The following is a 12,665-nucleotide window of genomic DNA, read 5'->3' as shown; positions in this document are numbered from 1 at the left end:
TTACTTTCCCCACAGGGAAACGAAGGACCACGAATCGTTTCCTCGGGACAAGAGGCATCAGGAGCAGTTGGCATGATCGGGCGTTGGAGCACGTCTCAGGTCGAGGATGAAGAACAACCTACGGGGTTCGATTCCTACGATGTCCTGTTGGGCGATGTGATGCGCGGAGAACGTGCAACGCTTGGCAAGTCTCTTTTGGATGTTCAGCGCGAGCTAAAGATCAAAGCCTCTTACATCGCAGCCATCGAAAACGCAGACCCCTCGGCCTTTGCGGCGCAAGGGTTTATTGCTGGCTATGTTCGGTCCTACGCGCGCTACTTGGGTCTTGATCCCGAATGGGCTTTTTCGACCTTCTGCGCGGAAGCCGGGTTCGAAGTTGATCGCGGCCTGTCCAATGGGCTGGTCAGCGAGAAAAAGACGCGACGTGCCTCGGAACATCGCGGAGACCCCCTGTCCAATCCGAATGCTACCTGGGTTCCCCAGAAGGAAAGCATTTTTGCCGGGATCGAGCCGGGCGCAATCGGATCGATTTCGATGCTGCTTTTGCTGATTGGCGGGCTTGGCTATGGCGGCTGGGCCATGCTGAAAGAAGTTCAGCGGGTTGATTTCGCACCCATCGAACAGACGCCGGGTGTGTTGTCTGAACTGCCCGAGCTGGAAAATGCACCTCTTGCTGAAGGTGAAAACACACAAGTCGCAGCCGCTGGCCTGACCGCGCCGCCGACAGTCGAGGCTTTGGACCGCCTCTATCGCCCTCAGGCGCTGGACGTACCGGTTCTGACCCATCGCGACGCACCGATCTCGACGCTGAATCCGAATTCAGTTGGCGTTCTAGCAGGGCTTCAAACGCCTAAGCTTCCTGTCATCGAAGAAAGCTTCCCGGAAAGCGACACGCGCCTTGCCAGCGCAGCGCCGGCCGCAGGCAAAGTTCAGGTGTTGGGGGCAGATGCCGCAGACGTGGCTGTGTTTGCCGTCCGTCCGTCCTGGGTTCGCATTCAATCCGCTGATGGCAGCGTGATTTTCGAAAAGATCCTCGATGCGGGCGAAACCTATGTCCTGCCGAAGACCGAGCAGGCCCCGATCATGCGGTCCGGGAATGCGGGTTCGATCTATTTCGCCGTGAACGGCGCCGCTTATGGTCCCGCAGGCGATGGGGCAACGGTCGTTAAAAACATCGCCCTGTCTCAGGATGCTGTGCGTGAGACCTTCGCGCTGGCCGATCTTGAGGGCGACGCCGATCTGGCAACCGTCGTGGCCGAGTTGCAAGCCGCCGAATAATCACATCGTGAGCAATCAGTTCCCGTGCGTACCTTGTCGCAGGTGCGAACGCGGGTTATCTGTCTGAGCAAGAGAAGCCAGCTGGAATTCTACACATGTCTCACAATCCCATTCGTCCGTGGCGTGATATCGAACGCCGGAAATCCCGGCAGATCATGGTGGGCAATGTGCCTGTTGGTGGCGGCGCGCCGATCGCGGTGCAGACCATGACCAATACGGACAGTTCAGACGTGAAGGCCACGCTGGGCCAGGTGCTGGCGGCGGCAGAAGCAGGCGCTGACATCGTACGGATATCCTGCCCGGATGTGGGGTCCACCACCGCGTTGAAAGAGATCGTGGCCGAAAGCCCGGTCCCCATCGTGGCCGACATCCACTTCCACTATAAACGCGCCATCGAAGCCGCTGAAGCAGGCGCCGCCTGCCTGCGGATCAACCCGGGCAACATCGGCGATGCTGGCCGCGTACGCGAGGTGATCAAAGCGGCCAAGGACCACGGCTGCTCGATCCGGATCGGCGTGAACGCGGGCTCGCTTGAGAAGCATCTGCTTGAAAAATATGGCGAACCTTGCCCGGAAGCGATGGTGGAGTCGGGGCTCGAGCATATCCGCATTCTGGAAGACAACGATTTCCACGAATACAAGATCAGCGTTAAGGCGTCTGACGTGTTCCTGTCTGCCGCGGCCTATCACGGTATTGCCGAGGCTACGGACGCCCCCATCCATCTGGGGATCACCGAAGCGGGCGGATTCGTCTCTGGCACGATCAAATCCGCCATTGGTCTGGGGAACCTGCTGTGGGCCGGCATTGGCGACACGATCCGGGTCAGTCTGTCGGCCGATCCCGTGGAAGAAGTTAAAGTCGGCTTTGAGATCCTGAAATCCCTCGGCCTGCGCCATCGCGGCGTGAACATCATCTCTTGCCCCTCCTGCGCGCGTCAGGGCTTTGACGTGATCAATACGGTCGCCACGCTGGAAGAACGGCTTGCCCATATCCACACACCAATGAGCCTGTCGATCATCGGCTGTGTTGTAAACGGCCCCGGCGAGGCGCTGATGACCGATGTGGGCTTTACCGGCGGCGGGGCTGGATCGGGTATGGTCTATGTCGCTGGGAAACAGGATCATAAGCTCGACAACGACAAGATGGTCGATCACATCGTGGAGTTGGTTGAAAAACGCGCCTCTGAAATCGAGGCAGAAGCGGCAGAATAGGGGGCGTTGCCCCCTCGAGCCAGCCCAGGGCTCCGCCCGTTCTCAGGCGAAACTGTCTCCCAGACAGTTTCCGGGAAGCCCTCGAACCCCCAGGATATTTGGTGCAAGAAAATAAGTGTTTGTTAACCTTGTCTTGCAAGAGTGGGGGCGCGGAACAGGCGGGGACGCCGATGGCCGTGCAAGGAAATGAGAAATTCATTTTCAGAGGGGGGCGGTTGGGGCCCCCCTTTTTTCATTTTCTTGCTCAAAAATATCCCGGGGGGCATGAGTTTCCGCAGGAAAGTCATGCGGGGCAGCGCCCCCAACCGGCGCAGCCGGCCATCGCCTTGCTGGGCGCGAGGCATGGCCGAGCGCGCTTACTTGATTGGAATGATATCTCGTATGGGGAAACGCAGCCCATCCTCTGTGATCAACGTCAGGCGCGTGCCGTTCTGGACGATCAGATCACAGCGGTTGCTTCCCGTTACGAAAGTGGTGCAGGCAACCCCGTCCTCTTTCAGCTCGTAATGCCCTAGCCACGTGCCGCCTTCGCCGTAGGTGTAAGAGTACTCTCCACTCGCCGCGTAGACGGACCGCCCATTGTCAAAGAAGATAAGGGTATTCCCGACCAGTTGATCGTGCAGTTCTGACGCCGTAAGGGGTTGATCACCGGTGCGTGTGTTCCAGTCTCTCGCACCAGCAATGGCTGGCAAGCTGCAGAGAATGACGGCAAAGGTGAGTTTACGCATAAGATGCTCCTGAAACATGTCAGGATAGTCTATCGCGCCGCGCCCTGACGCGCTGTCACGTTGCGGTGAAGGGTAGTGATCAGCCTTGGTTCAGTCGTGCACGCCGTCCACCGCGCCGTTTGGACAGACTGGATTTGCGCGCAGGCAGGTCTTCCATGATACGGGCACGCTCAGCGTCAGACATTCCAGACCAGCCGCCGATCTCCTCGATCGAGCGGTAGCAACCCGTGCAGATCCGGGCCTCGGGATGGACCACGCAGATCTTCACACAGGGGCTTGCGATCTCGTTTCGTTTCCAGACGTCGTCCGTCATCACAGATGCCTCAATCTATCCAACACACCTTGCAGGATATACCCGGCAGCGACGTGGTCGATGACCTCGGCGCGACGCTTTCGAGACGTATCCGCCTCGAGCAACGCGCGTTCGGCGGCCACGGTGGACAAGCGTTCGTCCCAAAAGCTAATCGGGAGGTCGGTCAGTTTCTCTAGGTTGCGGGCGAAGGCGCGGGTGGATTGGCAGCGCGGGCCTTCGGACCCGTCCATATTGCGGGGCAGGCCAAGCACCAGCCCCCCCAATTGCCGATCCTTGGCGATCTCAAGCAGGCGTTCGGCGTCCAGCGTGAACTTCTTGCGCTTGATGGTTTCCAGCGGTGTGGCCACCTGCCGGAAACTGTCCGAGACCGCGACGCCGATGGTCTTGGTCCCCAGATCCAGCCCGGCAAGGGCCGTCATCGGGGGCAGGGCTGCTGCGAACTCTTCAATGGTTTCACAGATCATTTGGCAATCCCTGCCTGTTGGGCAGCACGGTCCACGATGGTCAGAGCTTCGGGTTGGGTGGCGAAGACCGATTGTGCCTCGGTGTATATTTCCGTGGCTTGTTCCGTCTCGCCCACGACGCTGAGCGCCATGATCAAGCGGGCCCATTCCGCAGGCGTGCCGCCATAGGCTGCCAGCCGGTCGGAGAGGCGTGTGATCATGCCTTGGATCATCTCGGCCCGGTCTTCTTCGGACATGTCTTCTGCCGCCGCGATGTCATCGGAACTGGGGCCGCTGAGGTCGGTTTCAGGGGCGGCGGGCGGGATGTAGTCTTCGCCAGCAAGGGCGGCGAGATCGCCGATCTGATCACGGATGGCGGGCCACCACTCTGCATCTGTTGGACCTTCTTCCAGCAGACGGCGCCACATACGGAACGCCAAATCTGGGCGGCCGTTCTGAGCGAACATCAACCCGGTATAGAAGCGGGCGAAGGCGTGGGCCGGATCGCGTTCAAGTGCTGCACGCAGCATGGCTTCAGCGTCCGGAGAGACGAAGCCTCCGGCGGCATTGATCATCAGCTCCGCCTGACGTGCGTAGTCATCAGGCGTTGCAGTATCACCTTTGATCTCAAGCAGTTGGCTCATCGCTTCGCGGGCCGCGACCATGTTGCCAAGCGCCGCTTCGTGGGTGGACAGAAGGTCCAGCCCGCGCGGGTCATCAGGGCGTCCGGCGACGGCTTTGCGCAGCCCGTCGACCAGCTCAAGATAATCTGCAGGCGCATCGATCGGAGGTCCGCCCCAGACCGGCATTTGCGCCTCTGCCTGCTCTTGCGAGGGGCGGTTTTGGCGCACTTCCTCACTGATCGCGATACGCTTTGAGCGTCCGTAATCCGGGGCGCCAGGCACACCGATTTTCCAGTAAAGGCCAAAGCTGCCAGCGGCTAAGATAATGGCGATAAGGCCCATGGTGACGCGGGTCAGACCTTGGGGCGTGTCCTGAGCAGCCTTACGGGCTTTCGCGGCTTTGTCCGCGTCCAGCAGGCGGCGCGAGATTTCAACACGCGCGCGAGCTGCATCTTCTTTTGACACGGTGCCGCGGGAAACATCGCGATCAAGTTCAGACAGTTGGTCGCGATAGACCTTCATGTCCGATGTCATCTTCTCGCTCTTTTCGGTTGCTTCCTCGGGGGACACCGCCAGCATCCGCCGCGCCAGGACAAGGATGGTCGCCAAAGTGGCTGCGCCAATGATGGCCCAGAATGCCAAGTTATCCATGTATCCTCCGCGCGGTTTTGCAATCAGTTGCTCACCCCATGTAATGCGCCACGGGCGTTCGCAAAACCCCAGATCAGGGGCTGCGACAATCGGCATGCCGGAAAAGTGACGTGATTTGTGGATTATGTCGTCTTTTTCCGATCAAATGACGCTGATCTTGAATGGTGTTATGTCGCTTCGACGTAAAACCGACAAGAAACGAAGGCCCAACAGGGGAATCGCATGCGACGTTATTCAGCATTTGCCATCGCGCGGGAGGCCGCGCGCTATCACACCGGATGGGAGCGGGCGTGGAAATCGCCCAAACCCAAGAAGAAATACGATGTGGTGATCGTAGGGGCTGGGGGCCACGGGTTGGCCACGGCATTTTATCTGGGCAAGAATTTCGGGATCACCAATGTGGCGATCATCGAAAAAGGTTGGCTGGGCGGCGGTAACACCGGCCGGAACACCACCATCATCCGCTCGAACTATCTGCAAGATCCCTCGGCGGCGATCTATGAAAAGGCACGTTCGCTTTACGAGACGATGTCGCAGGATCTGAACTATAACGTCATGTTCTCGCCCCGCGGCGTCATGATGCTGGCCCAGACCGAGCACGAGGTGCGCGGATACGAGCGCACGGCGCATGCCAACGCGCTGCAAGGCGTGAAGACCGAGTTCATTTCGCCCCAGCGCGTGAAAGAACTGGTGCCGATCATGAACATCAACGGCCCGCGCTATCCCGTTCTGGGCGCGCTGTGGCAGGAACGTGCAGGGACCGCGCGTCACGATGCGGTCGCATGGGGCTATGCCCGTGCCTGTTCCGACATGGGCATGGATATCATCCAGAAATGCGAAGTCACCGGCGTGCGTCAGGCAAACGGCGTCGTTACCGGTGTCGACACCACGCATGGTCAGATCGATTGCGATAAGCTGGCGATGGTTGTCGCGGGCAATGCGGGTCACTTGGCCGATATGGCAGGCTTCCGTCTGCCGATGGAAAGTGTCGCGCTGCAAGCTCTGGTATCCGAGCCGATCAAACCCTGTATCGACGTGGTGGTCATGGCCAACACCGTGCACGGCTATATGTCCCAGTCCGACAAGGGCGAGTTGGTCATTGGCGGCGGCACCGACGGGTTTAACAACTACACCCAGCGCGGCTCGTTCCACCACGTGGAAGAAACCGTGCGCGCACTGGTCGAGACCTTCCCGATCATCTCGCGCCTGAAAATGCTGCGCCAGTGGGGCGGCATCGTGGATGTGACCGGCGACCGCTCGCCGATCATCGGCAAGACGCCTTTGGGCAACTGCTTCATCAACTGCGGCTGGGGCACCGGCGGCTTTAAATCGATCCCCGGATCTGGCTGGGCCATGGCCGAGACCGTCGCAAAGGGCGAACCCGGATCGCTGGCAGGCGAGTTCGGGCTGGACCGCTTCACCGAAGGACGCTTCATTGATGAAAGCGTGGCTGCGGGGGTGGCACATTGACTTACAGCTACGTTCATTTCCCTCAACAAATTGCTGGCTTCCTTAAAAGTGAGAAGCTCGCTTGGAATGACATTTGGCCTGCGCTTTCGGCAGCGAAAAACAACGGAACGAGTGGTGAAGTACAGTTCAACACCATCGAGTTTGCCTACGATCCGAATACCGAAAAATTCGGAGTTGCTGTAAGTTTTGGTGACAAAGACGAAGTTTGGCTAACCGAAGATGAGTTCAAGCAAGAAGTACCCAATTGGGTCAATGGAGGTCCGGAATGCTGATTCTTGAATGCCCATACTGCGGCGTGATGGCCGATGAAACGGACCTGCATGGCGGTGGCGAAGCGCATCTGAAGCGCTATGGCCCGGGCTCGTCGGATGACGAGTTCGAGACCTATCTGTTCCACCGCAAGAACCCGAAAGGCGTTCACTTCGAGCGCTGGCGGCATGTCTCGGGCTGCGGCAAGTGGTTCCACGCGGCGCGCAACACCATGACGCTTGAGGTTTATGGCACCTATCCGGCCCAGACCACTGAGCCGCCGAAAGAGCTGGTCGCCAAGATCAAGAAGAAACATCCTGAGTGGGGGGGCTACGAATGAGCACCCGTCTGGCACAAGGCGGTCGCCTGATCGACCGTTCGAAACCGAAAAACTTCACCTTCAACGGCAAGCGCATGAAGGGGTACGAGGGCGACACGCTGGCTGCGGCACTTCTGGGCGAAGACCAGATGCTGATGGGCCGGTCGTTCAAATACCACCGTCCGCGTGGCGTTGTGGCCTCTGGCGCCGAAGAACCGAACGCTCTGGTCAATCTGGGGCAGGGCGAGCGCTTTGAACCCAACCAGCGCGTCACCACGACCGAGCTGTTTGACGGTCTGACCTGCACCTCGCAAAACCACTGGCCGAGCCTTGAGTTCGACGTGGGCGTGGTGAACAACTATGCCGCGCGCTTCCTGCCCGCTGGTTTCTACTACAAGACCTTCATGGCGCCTGCTGCTGCGTGGAAACACGTTTTCGAGCCGATCATCCGTAAATCCGCCGGTCTGGGCCAAGTCCCGACCGAGGCCGACGCGGATCGTTACGAGCACTATTACCACCACACCGATGTCGTGATCATCGGCGGCGGTGTTGCCGGTCTGGCCTCGGCTCTGGCCGCGGGTCGTTCGGGCGCGAAAGTGCTGGTGATGGAGCAAACCCATCACTGGGGTGGCCGGGCTGCTGTAGATGGCGGCGAGATCGACGGTCAGTCGGTTGACGCGTGGATCGACGCCACTCTGGCCGAGTTGGAAGGCATGGAGAACGTCACCCTGCGCACCCGCATGATGGCTTCGGGCGTCTATGACCACGGCTATGTGCTGGGTTACGAGCGTGTGGCTGATCACACGCCGGGCGATGGCCGCCCGCGTCACCGTCTGTGGCGCATCCGCACCAAGCAGATCGTAACCGCAACCGGCGCGATTGAGCGTCCGCTGTCCTTCGCGGGCAACGACATTCCCGGCGTCATGCTGGCCTCGGCCGTGCGCGACTATGTGGTGAACTGGGGCGTGTCGATTGGTGACCGCACCGTGGTTGTGACCAACAACGACGACGGCTATCGCACAGCGCTGACGCTGAAAGAGGCCGGGCTGGTAGTTCCGGTTGTTCTGGATGCGCGCAGCGAAGCGACTGGTCCGTTGGCAGAAGCCGCCCGCACCGCAGGTATCCGGGTTGAACCGGGCCGCGCCATTGCAAAAGTGCATGGTGGCAAGCGTGTGACCGGTGTGTCGATCTGTCTTCAGGCGGGCGAGGGCTCGGCTTTGGAAGAAATCAAATGCGATGCGGTTGCCATGTCCGGCGGCTGGTCCCCGGTCGTGCACATGTGGTCGCATTGCGGCGGCAAGCTGATCTGGGACGAGGCGCAGGCCCACTTCCGCCCCGATCCGAACCGCGCGCCGACCAGCCATGACGGCGAAGCGTTTGTTGTGACCGCAGGCACGGCCTCGGGCGCGATGTCGCTGGCCGAGACGCTGGAAGACGCTTACGCGGCAGGTAAGGCTGCGGGCAAAGCAGCAGGTGGCAAAGCCATCCGCAAAGCCGGTCCGAAAGCTGATGCCGAAGAGGCACAGCCGATGGCACCTGTCTGGATCATGCCGCAGGGTGCAGGTCCGCAGAAGCGCATGAAGATGTGGCTGGATTACCAGAACGACGTGAAGGTGTCCGACGTTCAGCTGGCCGCGCGCGAAGGCTATGAAAGCGTCGAACACACCAAGCGTTACACCACGCTGGGTATGGCGACCGACCAAGGGAAGCTCTCGAATATCAACGGCTTGGCGGTGCTTTCTGATGCTCTGGGTCAAGAGATCCCGACCACCGGAACCACCACTTTCCGCCCGCCTTACACACCGATCAGCTTCGGTGCGATTGCAGGCGAAGCCCGCCACGAAATCTTCCAGCCGATCCGTCGTACGCCGATGCATCAGTGGCACGAAGATGCGGGTGCTTATATGGAGCCCGTCGGTCACTGGCGTCGTCCTTACTGCTACGCGAAACCGGGCGAGACCAACGAACAGGCTGTGAACCGCGAGGTGCTGAACACCCGCGAGAACCTTGGCCTGTTGGACGCGTCCACGCTGGGTAAGCTGATCGTGAAAGGCCCCGACGCGGGCAAGTTCATGGACATGATGTACACCAACATGATGTCGAACTTGGCTGTCGGCAAATGCCGCTATGGTCTGATGTGCTCGGAAAACGGGTTCCTGTCGGACGATGGTGTTGTGGCCCGCATCGACGAGGACACGTGGCTGTGCCACACCACCTCGGGTGGTGCTGACCGCATCCACGCGTGGATGGAAGAATGGCTGCAGACCGAATGGTGGGACTGGAAAGTCTATGTCGCCAACGTGACCGAGCAGCTGGCTCAGGTGGCCGTGGTTGGACCCAACGCCCGTAAGGTGCTTGAAAAGCTCAATGCACAAGCCGGTGGTGGTATGGATCTGTCGGCCGAAGCACTGCCCTTCATGCAGTGGGCTGACGGCAAGATCGGCGCGTTCGACGCGCGTGCCTACCGCATCTCGTTCTCGGGCGAGCTGTCCTACGAAATCGCCGTTCCGGCGTCGCAGGGCCGTGCCTTCTGGGATGCGCTTCTGGACGCCGGTGAGGAGTTCGGCGTAATGCCGTATGGCACCGAGTGCCTGCACATCATGCGGGCCGAGAAGGGCTTTATCATGATCGGTGACGAGACCGACGGCACCGTAATCCCGCAGGATCTGGGGCTGAACTGGGCGATTTCCAAGAAGAAGGATGACTTCCTTGGTAAGCGTGCTCAGCAACGCTCGCACATGACCGATCCCGAGCGCTGGAAACTGGTGGGTCTGGAAACGCTGGACGGGTCTGTCCTGCCGGACGGCGCCTATGCAGTGGGCGAGGGTAACAATGTCCACGGCCAGCGCAACATGATCGGGCGCGTGACCTCGACCTATTATTCGCCGACGCTGAAAAAAGGCATCGCGATGGGTCTGGTTTTGCACGGTCCCGACCGTATGGGCGAAGTCATCAGCTTCCCCACGGTGGATGGCTCGAACACGGTGATCAAGGCGCGGATCTGTGATCCGGTCTTCTATGACAAGGACGGGGAGAAGCAGAATGTCTAACGCTGTTTCCGCACTTCAAGGCGCGTCGTTTGACGGCTATTGCAAAGTCGAAGAGGCTGGCCTGACCGGCATGATCACCCTGCGTGGGGATCTGGCTTCGAAAGGTGTTGCCAAGGCGGTGAAAGCCGTCACGGGTGCTGCCATGCCGGGGCAGGGCGAGGTTACGGAAGGTGCCAAAGGCCGTGTTGGCTGGATGTCACCGGATGAGCTTTTGCTGATCGTCGATCACGCCGAAGCTGCCGCCATTGTCGAGGCTGCAACCAAGTCTCTGGGCGACGAGCATTCGCTGGTCGTGAACGTCTCGGACGCGCGCGCTGTGTACCGTGTGAAGGGGGCTTCATGTCGCGAAGTGATCGCCAAGCTGACGCCTGCCGATACCTCGGTCATGCAGCCTGGCATGCTGCGCCGCACCCGTATCGCGCAGATCCCCGCCGCTTTCTATCTGGAAGATGACGAGACCGCGGTCTTGGTGTGCTTCCGGTCGGTTGCACAATATGCGTTCGACATTCTGAAAGACGCGGCCCAACCGGGTGGCGAGGTATTCTAAAATCTGAATATCGCCCTCGTTTTAGGGTTGAAAACACGCCTCAATCAATTTAGCACACTGTTAGGTTGATTGAGGCTTTTTTTGTGAAATTACTTATTCATACGCTGTTTGCGTCTTTGTTTTTAACGACATTTGCGGCAGCAAAATCATACGATTGCAAGTTTAAAGTGCGCGCCAATGACCGGAAATGGATTCCGACGTCTCTTTCTATAGACGTAGATCGAAATGACCGCGTGTGGGTGTTGGGCAATGTCATCAAAACTGATGCTGGGCGCGCCATCGAAGGCCGCGAAACTGACATCATAAGAACGCGTGACGTTTTCGAGGTTGAGACGGCGAATGAAAACATGCCAGTCGATTCCCGCAGACCAATTGCCGCCGATGCGCGGCGCGTTCGCTATACCGTTTCCATCGACCCCAAAAATCTAACCGCCAATCTCAGAGTGGTAACTATAGTGCCGCATTTCGAAGTGTTCCGTCGCGTCGCTGGGACCTGCAAAATTCGGTGAAATGCAAAGAGTGTTTCGCCATCACCTTCCTCACCCTTTCTGAATATGGAGTTTACAATGAACAAAATCTTCGCTGCTGTTCTTGCGATGAGCACATTTGTTCCGATGGCTGCACAGGCCGAAGTTTATGTATGTGAGCTTGCCCCGTCTGGAGCGAGTGATGGGGGCTGGATCCCGCCCCAGACCGTCGTCGAGTTTGATGCCAATACAGGCAAAGCGACCGTTTTTGATGGGTTGATCAAGGACGTCTACGAAAAGCCGATCGCAGCGAAAATCTCTGTCAATAACAACAAGCGCTACACGTTTACATGGAATGTGCGAAACGTGGAGGCCACGTCGACTGAAAGTAAGCGGTTGCTTGTGAAGAACATGGCGTACCGGCTCACCATCACCAAAGGGTCGCTGCAAGCCACGGAAACCATGAAGCCCGTTGGCTATGCCAATACCTTCCGTGCCAAAGGCAAATGCGTCCAGAAGAAGTGAGCATTGGGTCAAGGGATGGGTAAAAGCGGCTGAAAAAACGCCGTCAACCCTTGACCATGCTACCTTTGCTGCCCCATCTAAGGGCAACGGAAACACGCATTGAACAGGGGGCCCAAAATGGCTTTTGAACTTCCCGATCTTCCTTACGCACACGACGCACTGGCCGAGTTCGGCATGTCGGCTGAAACCATGGAGTTTCACCACGACCTGCACCACAAGGCCTATGTCGACAACGGCAACAAGCTGATTGCTGGCACCGAGTGGGAGGGTAAGACCCTCGAAGAGATCATCGTTGGTACCTATGACGACAAAGCTGTCGCGCAGAATGGTATCTTCAACAACATCTCGCAGCTGTGGAACCACAACCAGTTCTGGGAAATGATGGGCCCGGGCAAGGTTGCCATGCCGGGTGAGCTGGAAAAAGCGATCACCGAAAGCTTCGGCTCGGTTGACGAATTCAAGTCGCAATTCTCGGCTGCTGGCGCGGGTCAATTCGGCTCGGGTTGGGCGTGGCTGGTGAAGAACGCTGACGGTTCGCTGGCTGTGACCAAAACCGAAAACGGCGTGAACCCGCTGTGCTTCGGCCAGACCGCGCTTCTGGGCTGCGACGTGTGGGAGCATTCGTACTATATCGACTTCCGCAACAAGCGCCCGGCCTACCTGTCGAACTTCCTCGACAACCTGGTCAACTGGGAAAACGTGGCCTCGCGCCTGTAACCCATGCGGGCGTGATGCCCGAGATCACGAGATAAGATGCGGCTGCCCCTTGGGTGGCCGCTTTTTTTGTGCCA

14 protein-coding genes are annotated in these 12,665 nt (G+C 59.0%); 10 read left to right on the top strand and 4 right to left on the bottom strand.

Features of this window, described 5'->3' with window-relative positions:
- Positions 1 to 72 precede the first annotated feature (72 nt).
- Complete coding sequence (locus tag MWU53_RS06195) at positions 73 to 1,278, top strand: helix-turn-helix domain-containing protein (protein WP_247091468.1); 1,206 nt, start codon at positions 73 to 75, stop codon at positions 1,276 to 1,278.
- A 95-nt stretch (positions 1,279 to 1,373) separates the two neighbouring features.
- A complete protein-coding gene (gene ispG, locus MWU53_RS06190; protein WP_247091465.1) occupies positions 1,374 to 2,489 on the top strand; it encodes a flavodoxin-dependent (E)-4-hydroxy-3-methylbut-2-enyl-diphosphate synthase in 1,116 nt (371 codons plus the stop codon).
- 356 nt (positions 2,490 to 2,845) lie between these two features.
- Here ispG and MWU53_RS06185 read toward each other — a convergent pair whose 3' ends face one another.
- The 4 genes from MWU53_RS06185 to ccmI all read right to left on the bottom strand — a co-directional run bounded on the left by MWU53_RS06185 (position 2,846) and on the right by ccmI (position 5,247).
- Positions 2,846 to 3,217 carry a hypothetical protein gene (locus MWU53_RS06185; protein WP_247091463.1) on the bottom strand — a complete coding sequence of 124 codons (372 nt, stop codon included), beginning with the start codon at positions 3,215 to 3,217 and terminating at the stop codon, positions 2,846 to 2,848.
- 79 nt (positions 3,218 to 3,296) lie between these two features.
- A complete protein-coding gene (locus MWU53_RS06180) occupies positions 3,297 to 3,530 on the bottom strand; it encodes a DUF1289 domain-containing protein (protein ID WP_247091462.1) in 234 nt (77 codons plus the stop codon).
- On the bottom strand, positions 3,530 to 3,994 hold the full coding sequence (ruvX, locus tag MWU53_RS06175) for a Holliday junction resolvase RuvX (RefSeq protein ID WP_247091460.1): 465 nt from the start codon (positions 3,992 to 3,994) through the stop codon (positions 3,530 to 3,532). The genes MWU53_RS06180 and ruvX overlap by 1 nt, the downstream gene beginning before the upstream one ends.
- Positions 3,991 to 5,247 (bottom strand): c-type cytochrome biogenesis protein CcmI, encoded by a 1,257-nt coding sequence (gene ccmI, locus MWU53_RS06170; protein WP_247091458.1) that lies wholly within the window; start codon positions 5,245 to 5,247, stop codon positions 3,991 to 3,993. The genes ruvX and ccmI overlap by 4 nt, the downstream gene beginning before the upstream one ends.
- Before the next feature lie 222 nt (positions 5,248 to 5,469).
- Between ccmI and MWU53_RS06165 the strand changes: the two genes are divergently transcribed.
- From MWU53_RS06165 to MWU53_RS06130, 8 genes are all read left to right on the top strand, one after another.
- Complete coding sequence (locus MWU53_RS06165) at positions 5,470 to 6,717, top strand: sarcosine oxidase subunit beta family protein (RefSeq protein WP_247091456.1); 1,248 nt, start codon at positions 5,470 to 5,472, stop codon at positions 6,715 to 6,717.
- Positions 6,714 to 6,989 (top strand): hypothetical protein, encoded by a 276-nt coding sequence (locus tag MWU53_RS06160; RefSeq protein WP_247091454.1) that lies wholly within the window; start codon positions 6,714 to 6,716, stop codon positions 6,987 to 6,989. Before MWU53_RS06165 ends, MWU53_RS06160 begins: the two co-directional genes overlap by 4 nt.
- Positions 6,983 to 7,306, top strand: coding sequence for a sarcosine oxidase subunit delta (locus tag MWU53_RS06155; protein WP_247091452.1), 324 nt, complete (start codon positions 6,983 to 6,985; stop codon positions 7,304 to 7,306). The genes MWU53_RS06160 and MWU53_RS06155 overlap by 7 nt, the downstream gene beginning before the upstream one ends.
- Positions 7,303 to 10,335, top strand: a complete 3,033-nt coding sequence (locus tag MWU53_RS06150; RefSeq protein WP_247091450.1) for a sarcosine oxidase subunit alpha family protein — start codon at positions 7,303 to 7,305, stop codon at positions 10,333 to 10,335. Before MWU53_RS06155 ends, MWU53_RS06150 begins: the two co-directional genes overlap by 4 nt.
- The gene (locus MWU53_RS06145) at positions 10,328 to 10,882 is read left to right on the top strand and encodes a sarcosine oxidase subunit gamma family protein (RefSeq protein WP_247091449.1); all 555 of its coding nucleotides are present in this window, start codon (positions 10,328 to 10,330) and stop codon (positions 10,880 to 10,882) included. The genes MWU53_RS06150 and MWU53_RS06145 overlap by 8 nt, the downstream gene beginning before the upstream one ends.
- A gap of 83 nt (positions 10,883 to 10,965) precedes the next feature.
- Positions 10,966 to 11,391: a hypothetical protein gene (locus MWU53_RS06140; RefSeq protein WP_247091447.1), complete on the top strand. Its 426-nt coding sequence runs from the start codon at positions 10,966 to 10,968 to the stop codon at positions 11,389 to 11,391.
- Positions 11,392 to 11,448: 57 nt separating this feature from the next.
- Complete coding sequence (locus MWU53_RS06135) at positions 11,449 to 11,874, top strand: hypothetical protein (protein WP_247091445.1); 426 nt, start codon at positions 11,449 to 11,451, stop codon at positions 11,872 to 11,874.
- Positions 11,875 to 11,991: 117 nt separating this feature from the next.
- Entirely contained in the window at positions 11,992 to 12,591 is a 600-nt protein-coding gene (locus tag MWU53_RS06130; RefSeq protein ID WP_133486430.1) for a superoxide dismutase, read from the top strand.
- Positions 12,592 to 12,665 lie beyond the last annotated feature (74 nt).

Origin of the sequence: Aliiroseovarius sp. S1123, from assembly GCF_023015885.1 — a bacterium.
Lineage (GTDB): Bacteria > Pseudomonadota > Alphaproteobacteria > Rhodobacterales > Rhodobacteraceae > Aliiroseovarius.
The sequence above is the reverse complement of the archived record's forward strand: the minus strand, read 5'-3'. Positions and strand labels throughout refer to the sequence as shown.